The sequence below is a fragment of the Flavobacterium reichenbachii genome (genome assembly GCF_002217435.1).
Taxonomy (GTDB): Bacteria; Bacteroidota; Bacteroidia; order Flavobacteriales; family Flavobacteriaceae; genus Flavobacterium; species Flavobacterium reichenbachii.
Genome location: NZ_MUHF01000021.1, coordinates 213059 through 233287 on the forward strand (window position 1 = coordinate 213059; position 20229 = coordinate 233287).

Here is a 20229-nt window from a genome sequence, read left to right on the forward strand (position 1 = left end):
GCGTGCCAAGATACGTTTTTTTGAAATTTTTTCAGCTATTTACTTACACTTATTTCAATGATTTATTAACAACTTTAATTGGGCTTTTAGTTAATAAATTAAGCGTTTTTTAACTCTTTTATTGTTATTTTTTTTGTCTATTAGCTGACAAGAGTTTTCAAAGGGTACGGTTTTTGTTTTTCAAACTGTAATTCATTAAATTTACAATACCAATTATATATTATGGATGATAATTTTTCACCAAGAGTAAAAGATGTTATTACTTACAGTAAGGAAGAAGCCCTTCGTTTAGGACACGACTTTATTGGTACTGAACATCTAATGCTGGGCATTTTAAGAGATGGTAACGGAAAAGCTATTCATATACTTAATAACCTTGCAGTCGATTTAGACCATTTACGCAGAAAAGTAGAAATACTGAGCCCTGCTAATCTGGGCGTTGAAGTAAATGCCGAAAAGAAGAATCTTCATCTTACCCGACAGGCCGAAAGAGCCTTGAAGACTACCTTTCTTGAAGCTAAAGTGTTTCAAAGCTCATCAATTAGTACGGCGCACTTGCTTCTATGCATCTTGCGAAACGAAAACGATCCAACAACCAAGCTGTTGAATAAACTAAAAATAGATTATGACATAGCTAAAGAACAATACTTAAACATGACGCCAAACGAAGAAGAATTCTTAGAAAACTTGCCAAGAAACGAATCGTATAATGACGATTCAGGACAAGATGACAGTCTTAAAGAAAGCAGTTTTAATAATCCAGCCAATAAGTCAAACAAAAAATCTAAGACTCCGGTTTTAGATAATTTTGGGAGAGATTTAACAGAAATGGCAGAGGAAGGAAAACTTGATCCTGTTGTAGGACGCGAAAAAGAAATTGAACGTGTTTCTCAAATTTTAAGCCGTAGAAAAAAGAACAACCCACTCCTTATAGGGGAACCAGGTGTTGGTAAATCTGCTATTGCAGAAGGATTAGCCTTACGCATTATTCAGAAAAAAGTATCTCGTATTCTTTTTAACAAACGTGTAGTTACACTTGATTTGGCAAGTTTAGTTGCCGGAACAAAATACCGCGGCCAGTTTGAAGAAAGAATGAAAGCTGTGATGAACGAGCTGGAGAAAAATGATGATATTATCTTATTTATTGATGAAATTCATACTATTGTAGGTGCTGGAGGAGCAACTGGTTCGCTGGATGCTTCAAACATGTTCAAACCTGCATTAGCAAGAGGCGAAATCCAATGTATTGGTGCAACAACTCTTGACGAATACAGACAATATATTGAGAAAGATGGTGCATTAGAAAGACGTTTCCAAAAAGTAATTGTTGAACCAACTTCTGTTGAAGAAACTATTGCGATTTTGAATAACGTAAAAGATAAATACGAAGATCACCACAATGTAACTTACACTCAGGAAGCTATTGAAGCTTGTGTAAAATTAACAAACAGATATATGTCTGAGCGTTTTTTACCAGACAAAGCTATTGATGCTCTTGACGAAGCAGGTTCTCGCGTGCACATTACCAATATTGATGTTCCTAAACAAATATTAGATTTAGAACGTCAGCTGGAAGAAGTTCGTGAGCTTAAAAATATGGTTGTTAAAAAACAAAAATATGAAGAAGCTGCCAAACTTCGCGATGACGAGAAACGCATTGAAAAAGATTTAGCAACAGCGCAGGAACAATGGGAAGAAGATTCTAAAAACAACAGAATTGAAGTTACAGAAGATAATGTAGCCGATGTGGTTTCTATGATGACTGGAATTCCTGTAAACAGAATTGCACAGACAGAAAGCAATAAATTGGCAAAATTACCTGAATTGATTCAGAACAAAGTAATTGGTCAAAACGAAGCAGTTTTAAAAATTGCACGTTCTATTCAACGTAACAGAGCCGGACTTAAAGATCCTAACAAACCAATTGGTTCGTTTATTTTCTTAGGTCAGACTGGAGTTGGTAAAACGCAGTTGGCTAAAGTTTTAGCGAAGGAATTATTTGATTCTGAAGATGCTTTAGTTCGTATTGACATGAGTGAATACATGGAGAAATTTGCGATCTCTCGTTTAGTTGGAGCGCCTCCGGGATATGTAGGTTACGAAGAAGGCGGACAATTGACCGAAAAAGTTCGTAGAAAACCATATTGCGTTGTACTTCTTGATGAGATCGAAAAAGCACATCCAGATGTATTTAATATGATGCTTCAGGTTTTAGATGACGGATATTTGACTGATAGTTTAGGTCGTAAAATCGACTTTAAAAACACTATTATCATTATGACTTCTAATGTTGGAGCGCGTCAGTTAAAAGATTTCGGACAAGGTGTTGGATTCGGAACTGCTGCAAAAGTGGCCCAAGCCGATGAAAACTCAAAAAGCATTATCGAAAATGCATTGAAAAAAACTTTTGCTCCTGAATTCTTAAACAGAATTGACGACGTAATTGTATTTAACAGTCTGGAAAAATCTGATATTGACTTAATTATCGAAATTGAACTTAAAAAACTTTATTCTCGTATTTCAGAATTAGGATATAACTTAAGCCTTACCGATAAAGCCAAAGCATTTATTGCCGACAAAGGTTTTGATAAACAATTTGGAGCAAGACCGCTTAAAAGAGCAATTCAGAAATATGTTGAAGATTTGTTAGCTGAAGAAATTATCACTTCAAAAATTCACTCGGGTGACGAAATCTTAATGGATTTGAAAGATGATTCTCAAGAACTTTCTGTTGAAATACATAAAGCAGAAGAGCCAACTAATCAATAAATTAGTTTAATTTTATAACAAAAATAATTTACCCGTTACGTTTTCATAACTTAACGGGTATTTTTTTTGCATAATTTACTATCTTTAGTAAAAGCAAATAGCTATTTTTGAATATAAATTATATAACAACAAACAGAATATGCTTCAAAACAAGGTCATTTTAGGAAGCGAAGAATGGTGCTCATTTCCAGAATTAGGAATTCCAACGATAAAAGCTCGTGTGGATTCCGGCGCTAAAACTTCGGCAATGCACGCTATAAACATAGCTCCTTTTATTAAAAATGATGCCAATTGGGTAAAATTTGATATCAACCCAATTCAGAATAATATAAAAACAATCATTCATTGCGAAGCACCGCTGGTTGACAAAAGAATTGTAAAAAGTTCGAGCGGTTTTAGAGAACATCGTTATGTTATTCAGACGAGCCTGAAAATAGGTGACGTCAAATGGCCTATAGAAATGACTTTGACCAATCGCGATTCGATGGGTTTCAGAATGCTTTTAGGACGAGAAGCTATGAGCGGACGTGTTTTGGTGGATCCTGAAGAAAAATATTTATTAGGACAACCAACAACTGAAGCATTAAAAGAATTATACCAAAACTCCGAAAAAGCGAGTTCTGGCTTAAGAATAGGACTTTTGGCCAGTAATCCTGAATTATACAGTAATAAAAGAATTATGGAAGCCGGCGAAATGCGCGGGCATGAAATGCATTTTCTAAACATCAAAGAATGTTATATGAAACTGGATGCGAAAACTCCGGAAATTCATTACAGAGGCGGAAAAATACTAAACCAGTTTGATGCTATAATTCCGAGAATTCGACCAAGTATTACTTTTTACGGCTGCGCATTAACACGTCAGTTTGAAGCGTTGAAAGTTTTTGTTTTAAATTCGGCTACAGCCATAACACAATCGCGTGATAAATTGTATTCACTGCAATTATTATTAAACAGCGGTATTGATATTCCAACAACTGGTTTTGCCAATTCTCCACTTGATACTGATAATTTAATTAAAATGGTTGGAGGCTCGCCTTTAATTGTAAAATTATTAGAAGGAACACAAGGAAAAGGAGTTGTTTTGGCCGAAACCAAAAAAGCAGCAGAAAGTGTAATTAACGCCTTCAAAAGCTTAAATGCCAATATATTAGTTCAGGAATTCATAAAAGAAGCAAACGGAAAAGACATTCGTTGTTTTGTAATTGACGGAAAAGTGGTTGCTGCCATTCAGCGTGAAGCGATGCCGGGCGAATTTAGAGCAAATATCCACCTTGGAGGCACCGCATCTGTAATTAAAGTAACCGCAGAAGAAAAAAAGATTGCTATTAAAGCCGCAAAAGCAATGGACTTAAAAGTAGCTGGTGTTGATATTATACGTTCCTCAAAAGGTCCATTATTACTTGAAGTAAACTCTTCTCCAGGACTTGAAGGAATTGAAGGTGCTACAAATAAAGATATTGCAGGTGAAATGATAAAAGCTATTGAAAAGAATTTTAAATTAATTTAATTATTTGGTTTACTTTAATTAATTGATAAAAAAGGCGAAGTCAACTTTCATTGATTTCGCCTTTTTTATCAACCTTTCGAAGCATCAGGTTTGGTGATTTTTTTAGCTATTACTAATAATAATTTTTAAAGCCTTTTCTTTTGCACCATTCAGGAAAGTTTGATAAGCTTGTTCAATTTCATCTAATTTGTAGTGATGAGTAATTAATTTCTTTAAATCAAAACGATTGGCAGAGACTGCTTTAATTAACATTGGCGTAGTATTGGTATTGACAAGTCCGGTCGTGATGGTCAGATTCTTAATCCATAATTTTTCTATTTCAAAATCAACCTTTACCCCGTGCACTCCTACATTTGCAATATGCGCACCTGGTTTTACTATTTGCTGACAAATATCCCATGTTGCAGGAATACCTACAGCTTCAATCGCCACATCAACGCCATCACCTACAATATTTTTTATCGATTCCACAACATTTTCTGTACCCGAATTAATCGTATGGGTTGCACCGAGTTCCTTAGCCAGGTTTAATCTGTTCTCATCCATATCGATCATAATAATAATGGATGGCGAATAAAACTGTGATGTTAGCAACACAGACATACCAACAGGTCCTGCACCAACAATAGCAATAGCATCTCCGGGTTTTACATTCCCATACTGCACCCCTATTTCATGACCCGTAGGCAAGATATCACTTAACAAAACTGCTACTTCATCATCAATTGAAGCAGGTATTTTATATAAACTGTTATCTGCATGTGGAATACGAACATACTCTGCCTGAACACCATCAATCATATAACCTAAAATCCAACCACCGTCTTTACAATGAGAATACAATTGCTTTTTGCAATACTCGCAGGAACCACAAGAAGTAATACAGGAAATCAAAACCTTATCCCCTTTCTTAAATTGTCTTACGCTCTCACCAACTTCTTCTATCAGTCCTACACCTTCATGCCCCAGGATTCTTCCATCGGCAATTTCAGGGTTTTTACCTTTATAAATACCTAAGTCAGTACCACAAATAGTTGTTTTCAAAACCTTCAAAATCACATCTGTTGGTTTTAAAATAGTCGGTTTTGGTTTTTCTTCGAGTGCGATATTATGGTCGCCATGATAAACTAATGCTTTCATCTTTTTTGTATTAAAATTATTACACAAATATAATTATACATAAGTTAAATCTTTCAGAATAATTACATAAATTATGAATCTTTAATGGTTGTGAATCATTCTTTTTTATCTAACAGAAACATCCAAAATATCTTTAATTGATTCAAGAACCTCATTTGAACTTCATCATGTAACTTTATTTTAGTAACTTTTTCAAAATTTAAAACTTTCACATAGTTTGTTTACCTTTAAAATAAAAAACATGCATTTTCCTTATTTAGATATTATAATTAGAAGTGCAGCTGTCTATTTTTTCATGACAATTGCCTTGAGAATTTTCGGCAAAAAAGAACTTTCTCAATTAAATACTGCCGATGTAATTCTGATTTTATTAATCAGCAATTCGGTTCAAAATGCCATGGTTGGCCCCGATACAAGTCTTTGGGGAGGTTTGGTTGCCGCGTTGGTTTTGTTTATAATCAATTTTATTATTAAAAAATTGATGCACAGATCCAAATTTTTCAGCGATTTATTACTTGATAAACCAGAAGTTTTAATTCACAATGGCAAATTAGATTTTAAAGCTTTAAGCAGACTAGACATCTCTCACGACGAATTAAAAGAAGCAATGCGTGAACATGGTTTAGAACATTTTACAGATGTAAAACTCTGTATGTTAGAAATTGACGGTACCATAAGTATCATTTCTGAAGACAAAAAGAATCTAAAACAGACGCATTACAAAAGAAAACACAATCATAAAATTTTAAAAAAATAAATTTAAATATTTAACATTCTGAAAATGAGATAATTAAATGTTTATTAAAAAAACTTAGCTATATACTTTGTTATACTATGTATTTTGTTATACATTAGCCAAATGAATGAGACATTTGTAACAAACTGGAAATCACAGGTAAAGAAAGGCACCTTAACTTTCATTATTCTTAACGTACTCAAAAATCACGAGTACTACGGTTATGAACTTATAGAGCAGATAAGAAAACATACCGAAATAGAAATTGCAGAAGGAACACTTTATCCTTTAATGAATCGCTTAAAAACGGAAGAATTGGTCGATTCTAAATGGGTGGAGCAGGAAACTGGCATCCCAAGAAAATATTATTCTTTAACTGAAGCAGGAATCGAAACGCTGACTCAGATGAACATCTATTGGGAGAATCTGGAAAAATCAATTAAAAAAATCATTCAATGAGAATAGAAGATATCAAATTCGAAGAAAAAGCTTCACAGCGAATTTACAACGATTACATGAAGCGCATCAGGAAAGCTACCGCATCATTATCAAAAACAGATCAGGATGACATTTATATGGAGTTTAACAGCCATATTTATGAGGCTATCCACCACAAAAAGGATGCGAATGAAATCGACTCTCTTTTAGATATAATAGAAAAATTAGGTTTGCCAGAAGAAGTATTAAAACCACTTGTGGCTGATAAAAAATTACAGCAGGCCACAAAGACATTCAATCCTGTTCACGTTTTTAAAGCATTGATATTAAACTTTACAAATGGTATTTCTTATATCTTCTTCTTTGTTTTGTACCTTTTTCTATTTGGATTTGTTTTTTTAATTTTTGCCAAAATCTACAATCCGTCTCTTGTTGGCCTGTACATGAAAAAAGACTCCTTTTCTGTTTTTGTTTTGGGAATCATCAACCCTGAAAGCCAGATTAAAAATAATATCCATGAAGTTCTCGGCAACTGGTTTATTCCGGTAATGCTGTTATCAATCGTCTTATTTTATTTCCTTATTACCTTATTATTAAAGTTCAAAAAATCAATCAATCAAAAAACACTATCATGAAAAAAATTATTACCTGCTTATTTGCCCTTGTAATTACAAGCGCTTTTTCCCAAACTTTTAATACCAAAAGACTTGACAGTTTGTTTCTTCTCTTAGAGAAAAATAATAAATACATGGGAAGTATTGCAATCTCTGAAAATGGAAAAACAATCTACACAAAATCAATTGGATTTGATGACATTACTGCTTCAAAAAAATCAAGTATCAATACGAAATACAGAATTGGTTCCATTTCTAAAACTTTTACCGCTTCACTTATTTTTAAAGCTGTGGAAGAAAATAAAATCAATCTAAACCAAACTATTGACCGTTATTTTCCAACCATAAAAAATGCAAAAACTATTACAGTAAGTAATTTATTGAATCACAGAAGCGGTATTCATGATTTTACAAATGATCCGGATTATTTAAAATGGAATACACAGCCTCAGTCAAAAGCTAAAATGATAGAACGAATAACTGCCGGAGATATCGTTTTTGAACCTAATACAAAAGGTAAATACAGCAATTCTAACTATATTTTATTGTCGTTTATACTAGAAGATATTTACAAAAAATCTTATGGCGAAATTTTAAGTCAAAAGATTACTAAACCTCTTAAATTAAAAAATACTTATTTGGGCGGAAAAATCAGTATTGAAAACAACGAAAGTTATTCTTATTCTCTTGCTGGAAAATGGGAAAAAGAAAGTGAAACCGATATATCGATTCCGCTTGGAGCCGGCGGAATTGTTTCTAACCCAACTGATTTGAATCTTTTTATTGAAAATCTTTTTGCTGGAAAAATTGTTTCGATAGAACATTTAAATGAAATGAAAACCATAAAAGACAAATACGGAATGGGTATTTTAGAATTTCCTTATTTCGAAAGAAAAAGCTACGGCCACAATGGCGCAATCGACAGCTTCAGATCTATTGCAGGCTATTTTCCAAGTGAAAAATTAGCTTTAGCTATAACTTCAAACGGAATGGGTTATGATAACAACAGCATCTTACTGTGTGCTTTTAGTTCTTATTTTCACAAACCTTTTGTAATGCCTAATTTTAATACTGTTTCAATCACTGCAGAAACTCTGGAACAATATTTAGGAACGTATGCAAGCCTGCAGATCCCAATAAAAATAACAATTTCTAAAAAGGAAAATACAATGACTGCACAAACAGCAGGACAACCTTCTTTTTCTTTAGAACCTACAGCTGCAAACATCTTTAAATTTGATGCTGCAGGAATTGTAATGGAATTTAATGCTGAGAAAAAAGAAATGATTCTAAAACAAGGCGGAAAAGAATTTTTATTTAAGAAGGAATAAAACTTAAAGAATATTAAGCATAAAAAAAGCTGATTCCTATTTGAAATCAGCTTTTTTTATTTACAAAATTGAACCATGGTTTTTTATCTGATAAAGACTTTTATATCTCTTTTAAATCTAAAGTTTTATTTCCGCTAAAGTCAATCCGAAAAATTCGAGATTTCGACTTAAATTTGGCAAAATATAATCTTGTTCTTTCGAAAATTTCTCCGCAACTGCCTTATAATGGACTAAGAGTTTTTCATCTTTTATTCCATTTAAAGCTTGTAATGCAGCATGAACAACCCAATTAGAATTATCATTTAATCCAATTATAAACGTATCCAGATAATCTCTTTTATTTTCTAATTGCCCAAGTGAATAATAAAACTGCCTTCTTATTTCTTTATTTTCATTTAATGAAAATGGAATAATCATAATTCCATAATCTAACTTCATTTCTTTTAACAAATAAGTACAGAATTGAAATGTTTTCTCATCGTTTATCCTTTGAATATTTTCTTTTATAAACTCCAGCCAATCCAAACTTTTGTCTTTAGCGTACCAAAATACAAATTGAAAAACACTTAATATATCATTTTTAGCAAAATCAATCAAATAAGGATATGCGCGGTTATAATCAAACTTAGTAAGCACTTGGAGCAGTTTATGCTGAATTACACCCTCACTCGATTTATATTTTTTTTCCAAAACATCTAATGCTTGCGAAGCTATCTCTTTCTTTTTTAAGATTGCAATCAAACATTCTAATTTAGTTTCTTCAACATCTGCAGCATTATATACATCTAAAATATGAGTTACAACTCCACCCAAAGTATGATTAAATAAATCATTATTATCATTTATTTTTTCTGCTGTAATTTCATCAAGCCATCGCTCATACCAATCTAAAAAATCAGATTCAAAAGCAAAGTATGGTTTACGTCGATCAATATCAATATTTACAACTCTCCCCTTAAATTCCCCATTTAAAACAAGTCCATAATAGTAAGTACAGCCTTCTGTTCCAATAGGCAAAATCCCTGAAAAAATTTTACCTAATTCATATTCAAAATCCTCATCAGAAATATCTTCATCAATTTTCATATTTAGTTCTTTCCAAAAATTATCGCTCATTTCAGGATAAACTTTGCAATCTTGTTTCAAAAAATTTTCTGGATTACTATAAACAAATTCGGCAATATTTTTCCCAAAAAGAAATATTCCATACCCAGGACCTGCAGCAGCATTTTGATTAGATATTCCACCGTTACCAATATACTGTAAAAACGCTTTATAAGATTCCGGAAGAGAAATAGTATAACTTCTTTCAAACTTTAAAATTTCTTCGCTACTAATCGTCTCTCCTATCAAATACTTATGACGATCTGCAGCAAATACTTCAAAATCATTATCTATTTCTTTTGCTAAAATCAATTTTGTCTTTATTCTTTCTATTTGATTTAAAGTTTTTTGATCTATCATAAATCCTCATTAAATTGGCTTCAAATATATGCTTTTATAATTTTTAGAAAGGAAGTTAAAAAACAATAAAAAAGCCGATTTCAAAACTGAAATCGGCTTTTTGATATGTTTATCAATGTGATTGAATCTCACATTTTCAGAATCATTTATTTAATAAATACACTTAAAATAAAGTATACTAAACCTGCCAAAATAGCAGAGATCGGAATTGTCAAGATCCAAGCCCATATTAAGCTTACTGTAACTCCCCATCGAACTGCAGAAACACGTTTTGTTAATCCAACTCCAATGATAGAACCTGTAATAGTATGTGTTGTACTTACCGGAATTTTTAAATGTTCAGTAAAATAAAGTGTCAAAGCTCCAGCTGTTTCGGCAGCAACACCTTCAAACGAACTTACTTTTGTGATTTTAGAACCCATGGTTTTTACAATTTTCCATCCTCCGCTTAAAGTTCCTGCTGCAATAGCAGAATAACACGCTAATGGAATCCATCCCGGCATTACACCTTTAACTCCTAAATCATCATTTGGCAATACTACATTTAACCAGGAATCTAAATGAACACCTGGATTTGTATTGATATAAACTGCTACTGCTGCAGCAATAATACCCATTACTTTTTGAGAGTCATTTCCTCCGTGCCCCAAACTGAAGGCAGCAGAAGATACTAACTGCATTTTTTTCAAAGCAGCATCTGCCTGGTGAAGATTTAAGCTGCTAAAGATCAAACAAAATAAACTTACAGTTAAGATAATAAAGGCTACAAGAAACCATTTAATATTATGCGGATCAAAAGCTACACTCCAAAAATGAGATTCAAAACGAGGTTTTCCGTGTTCTAAAATTTGATCATAAGTAACCATCTGAGTTACAACAAACCAAATAGTTCCAAGCATTAATGCAATGGTAAAGATTTTTGGTCCAATACTTTTACGAGAAGCATTTAACAGCCAAATTGATATTAAATAAGAAGCAAAAGCTCCTAATAAAGGTGCAAGAACAATAAAAGCAATAATGATAATAACTCCTGAAGGCATTCCTCCGTCTTTTCCGGCTTTGTACCAGCTTACGATTTCGTACCAGTATTGTGTAGTTCCATCTGCGCCAACATACCCTGAAAAACCGTGAACTGCAATAGCATGTGCAACTGCCGCTCCTGCAAAACCTCCAATAAGTGTATGCGAAGAACTCGAAGGAATTCCTAACCACCAAGTCAATAAATTCCAACAGATTGCTGCAATAACACCGGCAAGAATTACCACTAGGTTAATTTCCATAGTGTGCGCTGTTTTAGCAACAGTATCTGCAACACCAAATCCGAAAACCCAATACGCCAGAAAGTTAAAAAATGCTGCCCAAAGAACGGCCTGAAAAGGCGTCAATACTTTTGTTGCAACAACAGTCGCTATAGCATTTGCCGCATCATGAAAACCATTAATGTAATCAAAAATTAAGGCTAGTACTATAATTAATATAAGTAGCGTCATAAATTATAACTTCAGAATGAAAAATTGAATTAAGAATGTTTTACAGAAATAGATTCTAGTATGTTTGCAACGCTCTTACATTTGTCTGTTGCTGATTCTAAAACAGATAACACTTCCTTATATTTAATAATATTTTTAGCGTCTGTTTCGTTTTCAAAGATTTCAAAAACTGCTTTATTATAAACGTTATCAGACTTGTTTTCCAGTTTATTAATTCTGGCACAAGCTTCTTTAATAATGTTCATATTTTTTAAGTTACTCAACTCTTTTACCGCACTGTCAATATTCTGACAAGCCTCAAGGTTGATTTCTGTCATTTTTCTGATCGATTTTGTAATCTTGTCAACTTGATATAACTTCATTCTGCTTGCTGCACCGTGAAGATAATCTGCAACGTTATCAATAGAAGTAATCAAGGTATGGATATCTTCTCTATCAAACGGAGTAATAAAGTTTCTGCTTAATTCCAAATTGGTCTGACGTGTAATATCTTCTCCTCTTTGTTCTAATTCGTCAATTCTCTGAAAAAGAACTTCTCTCTCTTTTAAGGGAAGATTTACAGCTTCATGTAAGTTAGAAGCTAATTCAATTAAATTGCTTGAAGCTTCTTCAAAAAGTGGAAAGAATTTCTTGTCTTTCGGCACTAAAAATTGGAAAATACTGTTTATTGACATTTTTATATTTTTGATAGTGCAAAATTACTTCATTAATATTTTACAATGTTAAGCCATTGTTAACAAATCGTTTTCAATTTGGAAACTATCCAAGAATGACACGGTCTTCTCAATGTCGTAATGCAAAATTCTATCTTCTTTAACCAGAGGCACTACCTCTCTGTAACTGCCTAAAAACATCTCAATAAAATCGCTGGATTTTAAAGATTCTCTATAGGCAATTGCCTGTGATGCATTTAATAATTCGATAGCCAGAATTCGCTCCAGATTTTCCAGTACACGTAACGCTTTTGTTGCTCCATTTGCTCCCATACTTACATGATCTTCCTGTCCGTTGCTGGAAACAATACTATCGATGCTTGACGGCGCGGCCAATTGTTTGTTTTGACTCACAATACTTGCTGCAGTATACTGCGGAATCATTAAACCTGAATTTAATCCTGGATTATCAACCAAAAAAGCCGGAAGGTTGCGCTGACCAGAAATCAACTGATAAGTTCTTCTTTCAGAAATACTTCCTAACTCGGCCAAAGCAATTGCCATAAAATCTAAAGCTAAAGCTAATGGCTGGCCGTGAAAATTTCCTCCGGAGATAATCTCATCTGCTTCAATAAAAATATTCGGATTATCGGTAACCGAATTAATTTCGGTTTTAAATACTTTTCTAACATAATCAATAGCATCTTTTGAAGCGCCGTGAACCTGAGGCATACAACGGAAAGAATACGGATCCTGAACGTGTTTTTTCTCCTGAGCTATGATTTCGCTTCCTTCCAAAAACTCATTGATACGCTGTGCAGTTACAATCTGACCTTTATGCGGACGGATATAATGTATCAATTCATTAAAAGGTTCGCTTCTTCCATCAAAACCTTCCAAAGAAATAGTTCCGATTAAATCTGCCAAATAGGAATATTTATAAGCTTTAATTAAAATATGAGCTCCGTAAGCACTCATAAACTGTGTTCCGTTAAGCAATGCCAAACCTTCTTTGGACTGCAGCACAATTGGTTCCCAGTTAAAATGCTTTAAAACTTCAGAAGAATGAACTTTTTTACCTTCAAAATAAACTTCGCCTTCTCCTAATAACGGTAAAGACAAATGAGCCAAAGGTGCAAGATCTCCAGATGCGCCAAGTGATCCAAGCGTATAGACTACCGGCAGAACATCATTATTATAAAAATCTACCAAACGATTTAAAGTTTGCAATTGCACGCCTGAATGTCCGTAGCTTAATGATTGTATTTTTAGAAGCAGCATCATCTTGACAATTTCCAAAGGCACCTCATCGCCAGTCCCGCAAGCATGAGATTTTACTAAGTTTTCCTGAAGCTGCGATAGATTTTCGTTTGAAATCTTAACATTGCAAAGTGATCCAAAACCAGTATTAATACCATAAATAGGTCCTGAATGCGATGCCATTTTCTTATCTAAATAGTCACGGCATTTCTGAACATTTACTTTTGCTTCTTCTGATAATTCAATCAATTTCTGATTTACAATTATTTCCTGTAAAGCTTCTAAGTTTATGGTCTCAGTACTTATATAATGGATCTCTCTCATGGTTTTTATATTTAAGGCATCAAAATTCAGCAAATCAATATTAAAAAGCAAGATTTGTTAATAATAATAAAAATTTGAATATCGCAAAACAATGTCTTTTACCTATTTCTTAATATCCATCACTGAGAAATGAATGATTTATAAAATTAAATCCATTTAACATATAGAATAAATAATGTTGTTTTTCTTCCGTTTTTATTAAAATTCACTTTATGAACGAGTTACAGTACTACTAAAACAATACTTATTCTACGAATACAACAATTTATAACATTCAATTCTGACGAAAACTCAATATTGAATTAAAGAGATTTGAAATTTTAAAATATTCGCAAAAAGGAAATTTGAGTTTTTTAACTTTTATAAAATCTGTACTTTTGAAAAATCAAAATGAAAAGTAACAGCACAAAATATCAATCTACAATGACAGTTCAAACAAGAACTGCGATTGCTGCTACAACAATTTCTACTACAACAACTACTACCCCTTAGGGGTATACATTTTTACATATAATCCTGGTTATCTATACTTTTTTCTTAAAGAAGAGAGTAATTGGATACATAAAAACTATTGCATCAAAAGAAAAAAAATATCAAAATGAAAGTATTAAAATTTGGCGGAACTTCGGTTGCCAATGCTCAAAATATAAAACTCGTTCTCGAAATTGTTAACCAAAAAGCTAACGAAGACCAATTAGTTGTTGTTGTATCTGCATTAAGCAAAGTAACCGATTTATTGCAGTCGGCAGCAGCAAAAGCCGCAGCAAATGACGAAGATTTTAGAAATATCGTTGCAGAAATAGAGAAAAAACACCTTGACACTTTAAAAGAATTAATTCCGGTAAGCGAACAAAGCAGTTTATTAAGCCATGTAAAAAGAATCATCAACCATCTGGAAACTTTATTAGACGGCTGCTTTTTATTAGGCGAATTATCACCAAGAACTGCCGACACGATTTTGAGTTTTGGCGAATTGCTTTCCTCTTACATTATTGCACAGGCTTATCAGCAAATCGATAAAACTGCCGTTTATAAAGACAGCCGTGAATTAATCAAAACAAATGCTGATTTCGGAAAAGCTGCAGTTAATTTTGAAGTTTCAAACCAATTGATTCAGGAATATTTTGCTTTGAATGAATCAAAAATTAATATTTTACCGGGATTTATCGCGCAGACTTTAGACGGAATTACTTCGACTTTAGGCCGCGGCGGTTCAGATTATACTGCTGCTATTATTGCCGGAGCAATTGATGCTGAACAATTAGAAATCTGGACTGATGTAAACGGAATGTTTACTGCAAACCCAAAAATCGTAAAACAAGCACAGCCAATTGCTAACATTTCCTATCAGGAAGCGATGGAATTGTCGCATTTTGGTGCCAAAGTTTTGTATCCGCCGACAATCCAGCCGGTTTTAAGAAAAAACATTCCAATTTTAATCAAAAATACTTTTGAGCCAGAAGCTGTAGGAACTTTTATCTCTGATCAGGTTTCCTCAAAAGATTCGGTTGTAAAAGGAATCAGCCATATCGATCATATTTCGCTTTTAACACTTGAAGGTCCCGGAATGATTGGCGTTGCAGGTTCATCCAGACGTTTGTTTGAAGTTTTATCTCAGGAAAAAATCAATGTAATCTTTATTACTCAGGCTTCTTCTGAGCATTCTATTTGTATCGGAATTTTAAATTCGGATGCTGAAAATGCCGAAGCTGCGATTAACAGAGCTTTTGAAGTTGAAATTTTACAAAACAAAATTGATCCTTGTTACGTAGAAAAAGACCTTTGTATTATTGCTTTGGTGGGTGAAAACATGAAAAATCACCAAGGTCTGAGCGGCAGAATGTTCAGTACTTTAGGAAAAAACAACGTAAACATTCGTGCGATTGCGCAAGGTGCTTCTGAAAGAAATATTTCGACTGTAATTAACGAGAGAGACGTTAAAAAAGCGTTGAATACGCTGCATGAAAATTTCTTTGAAGAAAATACAAAACAGTTGAATTTATTTGTAATGGGCGTTGGAAATGTGGGTGAAAAATTCATCGAGCAGATTCACAACCAAAGAAAGTTTTTAAAAGATAATTTAAAAATTAACGTTCGCGTTATTGCTTTATCAAATTCAAGAAAAATGCTTTTTGACGAAGACGGAATTTCTTTAAAAGAATGGCAGGCTGATTTAGATAAAGGCGAAGCTGCCAACAAAGAAGAATTCATTGCACGTGCAAAAGAACTGAATTTACGCAACAGTATTTTTGTTGATATTACAGCAAACGCCAGTGTTTCTGAAACTTACGAAAACTTCCTAAAACAAAGTATTGCGGTTGTAACCTGCAACAAAATTGCCTGTTCTTCTGCGTATGACAATTACAAAAAATTAAAAAACTTGTCCCGCCAATACAACGCTCCGTTTTTGTTTGAAACGAATGTTGGTGCGGGATTACCCATTATAGACACCGTAAAAAACTTAATTGCTTCTGGCGATAAAGTGCATAAAATCCAGGCTGTTTTATCGGGAAGTTTGAACTTTATTTTCAACAATTTCGATAAGAATAATTCTTTTCACGATGTGGTAAAAGAAGCAGGAGTGCAAGGATTTACAGAACCAGATCCGAAAATTGATTTAAGCGGTATCGACGTGGCTCGCAAAATCCTGATTCTTATTCGCGAAAGCGGTTACGAAATGGATATTGACGCCATCGAAAACGAATCATTCCTGCCTGCTGAATGTTTAGCAACAACAAACAATGAAGACTTTTTTGCATCGTTAATCAAACACGCACCGCATTTCGGAAAAATCTATGAAGAAGCTTTGTCCAAAGATTCAAGATTGAAATACGTAGCACAATTCGAAAACGGAAAAGCAAGCGTAGGTCTGCAATTCATTCCAAAAGATCATCCTTTCTATAATTTAGAAGGAAAAGACAACATCGTATTGTTCTACACAGATCGTTACGTAGATCAGCCGTTATTGATAAAAGGAGCCGGAGCAGGTGCTGCGGTTACGGCTTCAGGAATTTTTGCGGATGTAATTCGCATTGGAAACGTTTAGTTAGGTACAAAGGCTCAAAGGTGCAAAGGGACAAAGTTAAAACCTTTGAGCCTTTGTACCTTTCGCTTTGAACCTTAAAATAAAAAATATTGAGTTGCAAAACCTCTGAACCTTTGAGCCTTTGCCACTTTGAACCTATAACAAATGACACAAATAAAACTATTTTGCCCGGCAACTATTGCAAACCTCTCGTGCGGCTTTGACGTACTTGGACTTTGCTTAGACAATGCGGGCGATGAAATGATTGTTAGAAAAGTCGATCAAAAAGGAGTTCGTATTACTAAAATTGTGGGGGCCGATCTGCCTTTGGAAACCGAAAAAAATGTTTCTGGAGTGGCTGCGCTTGCAATGTTGGAAACTTTAGATACTGAATTTGGATTTGAAATCGAAATCTATAAAAATATAAAAGCCGGAAGCGGCATCGGAAGCAGTGCTGCAAGTTCTGCCGGAGCAGTTTTCGGAATTAATGAATTACTTGGCCGACCGTATTCCCGTAAAGATCTGGTGCAATTTGCCATGCAGGGCGAAAAATTAGCGAGCGGAAATGCACACGCCGACAACGTTGCTCCTGCCCTTTTAGGCGGTTTTACTTTGGTAAGAAGTTATGCACCGCTGGATATTATCAGAATTGACAGTCCCGAAGAATTGTTTGCTACGGTAGTTCATCCGCAGATTGAGCTGAAAACTTCAGACGCACGTTCGGTTTTAAAACAGACAGTTTCCCTAAAAAGCGCGATTATGCAATGGGGAAATGTAGGCGGACTTATAGCTGGCTTATATACAAAAGATTACGATTTAATCGGAAGATCGCTTCATGACGAAATCGTGGAGCCGTTAAGAAGCGTCTTGATTCCGGGTTTCGATTTAATCAAACAAACGGCTCTCGAAAACGGTGCTTTGGGTTCTGGAATTTCAGGTTCTGGCCCGTCGATTTTTGCTTTAAGCAGAGGAAAAGAAACCGCAGACAAAATCGCCAAAGCCATGAGCGAGGTTTACGAAAAAATGAATTTACCATATGAAATTCACGTTTCGAAGATTAATCCGGATGGCGTAAGAATTCTCTAAGCAATATTACCAACCATATAAGTGATATAAGCTCATTTAATTAAAAGCGCATGCATTTATATTAACTTATATCACTTATATGGTTTAAAATAAAAACAAAAAAATGAAATACTACAGTTTAAACCATAATGCACCAGAAGTTTCTTTTAAAGAAGCTGTAATACAAGGATTGGCAAGTGATAAAGGATTGTATTTTCCTCAAACCATTACGCCCTTAAATCCTGCATTTTTTAATGTAATCGAAAATCTGACTCATAACGATATTGCCTTTGATGTAATTCAGCAATTTGTGGGCGATGAAATTCCGGAAGCGAATTTAAGAGAAATTATTGCCGAGACTTTAAGCTTTGATTTTCCGGTTGTAGAAGTCGAAAACGGCATTTATTCCTTAGAATTATTTCACGGACCAACCATGGCTTTTAAAGATGTTGGAGCGCGTTTTATGTCGCGTTGTTTAGCTTATTTTAATAAAGACAAAAAAGACAGCAAAAATACGGTTTTGGTAGCGACTTCGGGAGATACGGGCGGAGCCGTTGCAAGCGGATTTCTAGGCGTTGACGGCGTTGATGTTGTCATTTTATATCCGTCGGGAAAAGTGAGCGATATTCAGGAAAAACAATTGACGACTTTAGGGCAAAACATAAAAGCACTAGAAGTTGACGGCGTTTTTGATGATTGCCAGGATATGGTGAAAAAAGCATTTTTAGATGAAACTTTAGCGCATAAAAACCTGACTTCGGCGAATTCTATTAATATTGCGCGCTGGTTACCGCAAATGTTCTATTTTTTCTTTGCTTACAAAACGTTAAAAAGCCAAAACAAACCATTGGTTTTCTCTTGCCCAAGCGGAAACTTCGGAAATATCTGCGCCGGAATTATGGCAAAGAAATTAGGTTTGCCAATTGAACATTTTGTTGCGTCTACAAACGTAAACGACACCGTACCAAGATTCTTAGAAAACGGAAAATACGATCCAAAACCTTCTAAAGCAACTATCTCTAACGCCATGGATGTTGGTAATCCAAGTAACTTTATCAGGATTCAGGAATTGTACAATAATGACTTGAAAGCGTTCGAAAAAGACTTCTCTTCTTATAGTTATACTGATGAAGAAACGCTCGATGCTCTAAAGAAAATTTATAACACAAATGGTTATATCGCAGAACCACACGGCGCTGTTGGTTATTTAGGTTTGAAAAAAGAATTACAAAAACATGAAAATGCAATTGGTGTTTTCTTAGAAACGGCGCATCCTATTAAATTTCTGGATGTTGTTGAACCTGCTTTGGGGATTACACTTCCTATTCCTGAACAGATTGAGAGCGTTATTAATGAGGAGAAAGTTAGTGTTAAGATTTCTAGTTATGAGGAGTTGAAGACTTTTTTGGGGTAATTTTTCTCTATTTATAAAATTTAAAATCCGCAAATTTGAAAGGTAAATTTGCGGATTTTTTTTCACAATTAGTTTTTTGTCTATAAAATTAATAGGTTTGATATTCAAAAAAAATCATGAAACAACCTAAAAATCAAAATCAACATATAATTCCTCAAGTTTATTTAAAACAGTTTGGTTATATTTCAAATGATCAATATAAAGTTTCTGTTTTAAAAACTGGGGAAAAATTTACTCGACAAAAGAGTATAAAAAGCTTTTTAGCTCAAACTAATATTTTTGATATAGAAAGTGATAATCCAGAAATTGAAAGGTTATTTGAAAGTTTAAATTGTGATATTGAAAACGTTTACTCAGAAATTCTAAGCGATCTTGAAACGGAAAATAAATTAAGTAACAAATCAAAAGCAATACTTTTACAACTAATTCCAAATTTTATAGCACGTTCCAATGAATGGCGATCAAATTTAATATACTTATTAAATTCTGATGCAAAAGAAAATATTTTAAAAATGATCTGTGCACATAGAGCCGAAAATTTGGAGGAATTAGTACAAAGAGATTTTTATAGAGTAATGGTAGATAATCCTGTTGATGAAATTATAAATAGAGCTTTACTATTTTTTCAAGAATATTTATTACGTAGGATCGGACATTATGAAATTGTAATTTTAAAATCACAGGAAGGGAAACCTTGGTTTACAACTGACAATCCGATAGTCTTAGAAAATAGGACTAGAAAATTTGAATTTATGTCAAAAGAGAGCGAAGTTTATTTCCCTTTAAATCCAGAGTATTTAATTTACTTACATTTTAGAGATTCTGATGATAAAACTAACGAATTAAGAAATTTAGAATCGAACGTAATTCATATTGCGACTGATGAGCAAAATTTTGATTTACAACAGAAAGTAATGCGAAACGCACATGAATATGTAATTATTGATGGAGAATTTAAATATCGAATAGGCAAAGAAGTTATTGAAGATTAAAAAA

At 33.8% G+C, this 20229-nt stretch carries 15 protein-coding genes; 10 read left to right on the forward strand and 5 right to left on the reverse strand.

What is annotated here, in order from left to right; translation table 11 throughout:
* Window positions 1-222: 222 nt before the first annotated feature.
* Window positions 223-2769, forward strand: coding sequence for an ATP-dependent Clp protease ATP-binding subunit (locus B0A68_RS18140; protein WP_035683557.1), 2547 nt, complete (start codon window positions 223-225; stop codon window positions 2767-2769).
* A 139-nt stretch (window positions 2770-2908) separates the two neighbouring features.
* Complete coding sequence (rimK, locus tag B0A68_RS18145) at window positions 2909-4279, forward strand: 30S ribosomal protein S6--L-glutamate ligase (RefSeq protein WP_035683560.1); 1371 nt, start codon at window positions 2909-2911, stop codon at window positions 4277-4279.
* Window positions 4280-4381: 102 nt separating this feature from the next.
* On the opposite strand, the gene B0A68_RS18150 is transcribed toward rimK, so the two are convergent.
* On the reverse strand, window positions 4382-5419 hold the full coding sequence (locus B0A68_RS18150) for a zinc-dependent alcohol dehydrogenase family protein (RefSeq protein ID WP_035683563.1): 1038 nt from the start codon (window positions 5417-5419) through the stop codon (window positions 4382-4384).
* 241 nt (window positions 5420-5660) lie between these two features.
* On the opposite strand from B0A68_RS18150, the gene B0A68_RS18155 reads away from it, so the two are divergent.
* The 4 genes from B0A68_RS18155 to B0A68_RS18170 all read left to right on the forward strand — a co-directional run bounded on the left by B0A68_RS18155 (window position 5661) and on the right by B0A68_RS18170 (window position 8538).
* Window positions 5661-6176, forward strand: coding sequence for a DUF421 domain-containing protein (locus B0A68_RS18155; RefSeq protein ID WP_035683568.1), 516 nt, complete (start codon window positions 5661-5663; stop codon window positions 6174-6176).
* A 102-nt stretch (window positions 6177-6278) separates the two neighbouring features.
* Complete coding sequence (locus tag B0A68_RS18160) at window positions 6279-6614, forward strand: PadR family transcriptional regulator (RefSeq protein WP_035683570.1); 336 nt, start codon at window positions 6279-6281, stop codon at window positions 6612-6614.
* Window positions 6611-7228, forward strand: coding sequence for an HAAS signaling domain-containing protein (locus B0A68_RS18165; RefSeq protein ID WP_035683572.1), 618 nt, complete (start codon window positions 6611-6613; stop codon window positions 7226-7228). Before B0A68_RS18160 ends, B0A68_RS18165 begins: the two co-directional genes overlap by 4 nt.
* Complete coding sequence (locus B0A68_RS18170; RefSeq protein WP_205623781.1) at window positions 7225-8538, forward strand: serine hydrolase domain-containing protein; 1314 nt, start codon at window positions 7225-7227, stop codon at window positions 8536-8538. The genes B0A68_RS18165 and B0A68_RS18170 overlap by 4 nt, the downstream gene beginning before the upstream one ends.
* Window positions 8539-8655: 117 nt before the next feature.
* On the opposite strand, the gene B0A68_RS18175 is transcribed toward B0A68_RS18170, so the two are convergent.
* From B0A68_RS18175 to hutH, 4 genes are all read right to left on the reverse strand, one after another.
* On the reverse strand, window positions 8656-10002 hold the full coding sequence (locus B0A68_RS18175; protein ID WP_035683576.1) for an SMI1/KNR4 family protein: 1347 nt from the start codon (window positions 10000-10002) through the stop codon (window positions 8656-8658).
* Window positions 10003-10148: 146 nt separating this feature from the next.
* Window positions 10149-11492 carry an inorganic phosphate transporter gene (locus tag B0A68_RS18180; RefSeq protein ID WP_035683578.1) on the reverse strand — a complete coding sequence of 448 codons (1344 nt, stop codon included), beginning with the start codon at window positions 11490-11492 and terminating at the stop codon, window positions 10149-10151.
* A 29-nt stretch (window positions 11493-11521) separates the two neighbouring features.
* Entirely contained in the window at window positions 11522-12166 is a 645-nt protein-coding gene (locus tag B0A68_RS18185) for a DUF47 domain-containing protein (protein WP_035683580.1), read from the reverse strand.
* Between the two features lie 48 nt (window positions 12167-12214).
* On the reverse strand, window positions 12215-13729 hold the full coding sequence (gene hutH / locus B0A68_RS18190) for a histidine ammonia-lyase (protein ID WP_035688029.1): 1515 nt from the start codon (window positions 13727-13729) through the stop codon (window positions 12215-12217).
* 598 nt (window positions 13730-14327) lie between these two features.
* On the opposite strand from hutH, the gene thrA reads away from it, so the two are divergent.
* From thrA to B0A68_RS18210, 4 genes are all read left to right on the forward strand, one after another.
* Window positions 14328-16775 (forward strand): bifunctional aspartate kinase/homoserine dehydrogenase I, encoded by a 2448-nt coding sequence (gene thrA, locus B0A68_RS18195; protein ID WP_035683581.1) that lies wholly within the window; start codon window positions 14328-14330, stop codon window positions 16773-16775.
* 144 nt (window positions 16776-16919) lie between these two features.
* Complete coding sequence (locus B0A68_RS18200; protein WP_035683582.1) at window positions 16920-17840, forward strand: homoserine kinase; 921 nt, start codon at window positions 16920-16922, stop codon at window positions 17838-17840.
* Window positions 17841-17943: 103 nt separating this feature from the next.
* Entirely contained in the window at window positions 17944-19233 is a 1290-nt protein-coding gene (gene thrC, locus B0A68_RS18205) for a threonine synthase (RefSeq protein ID WP_035683584.1), read from the forward strand.
* A 116-nt stretch (window positions 19234-19349) separates the two neighbouring features.
* Entirely contained in the window at window positions 19350-20225 is an 876-nt protein-coding gene (locus tag B0A68_RS18210; protein ID WP_035683587.1) for a DUF4238 domain-containing protein, read from the forward strand.
* The last annotated feature ends 4 nt before the right edge of the window (window positions 20226-20229 follow it).

Excerpts from the sequence above, each read along its gene's own strand:
- B0A68_RS18140 (WP_035683557.1), top strand. The coding sequence starts at position 223 with ATGGATGATAATTTTTCACCAAGAGTAAAAGATGTTATTACTTACAGT.
- rimK (WP_035683560.1), top strand. The coding sequence starts at position 2,909 with ATGCTTCAAAACAAGGTCATTTTAGGAAGCGAAGAATGGTGCTCATTT.
- B0A68_RS18150 (WP_035683563.1), bottom strand. The coding sequence starts at position 5,419 with ATGAAAGCATTAGTTTATCATGGCGACCATAATATCGCACTCGAAGAA.
- B0A68_RS18155 (WP_035683568.1), top strand. The coding sequence starts at position 5,661 with ATGCATTTTCCTTATTTAGATATTATAATTAGAAGTGCAGCTGTCTAT.
- B0A68_RS18160 (WP_035683570.1), top strand. The coding sequence starts at position 6,279 with ATGAATGAGACATTTGTAACAAACTGGAAATCACAGGTAAAGAAAGGC.
- B0A68_RS18165 (WP_035683572.1), top strand. The coding sequence starts at position 6,611 with ATGAGAATAGAAGATATCAAATTCGAAGAAAAAGCTTCACAGCGAATT.
- B0A68_RS18170 (WP_205623781.1), top strand. The coding sequence starts at position 7,225 with ATGAAAAAAATTATTACCTGCTTATTTGCCCTTGTAATTACAAGCGCT.
- B0A68_RS18175 (WP_035683576.1), bottom strand. The coding sequence starts at position 10,002 with ATGATAGATCAAAAAACTTTAAATCAAATAGAAAGAATAAAGACAAAA.
- B0A68_RS18180 (WP_035683578.1), bottom strand. The coding sequence starts at position 11,492 with ATGACGCTACTTATATTAATTATAGTACTAGCCTTAATTTTTGATTAC.
- B0A68_RS18185 (WP_035683580.1), bottom strand. The coding sequence starts at position 12,166 with ATGTCAATAAACAGTATTTTCCAATTTTTAGTGCCGAAAGACAAGAAA.
- hutH (WP_035688029.1), bottom strand. The coding sequence starts at position 13,729 with ATGAGAGAGATCCATTATATAAGTACTGAGACCATAAACTTAGAAGCT.
- thrA (WP_035683581.1), top strand. The coding sequence starts at position 14,328 with ATGAAAGTATTAAAATTTGGCGGAACTTCGGTTGCCAATGCTCAAAAT.
- B0A68_RS18200 (WP_035683582.1), top strand. The coding sequence starts at position 16,920 with ATGACACAAATAAAACTATTTTGCCCGGCAACTATTGCAAACCTCTCG.
- thrC (WP_035683584.1), top strand. The coding sequence starts at position 17,944 with ATGAAATACTACAGTTTAAACCATAATGCACCAGAAGTTTCTTTTAAA.
- B0A68_RS18210 (WP_035683587.1), top strand. The coding sequence starts at position 19,350 with ATGAAACAACCTAAAAATCAAAATCAACATATAATTCCTCAAGTTTAT.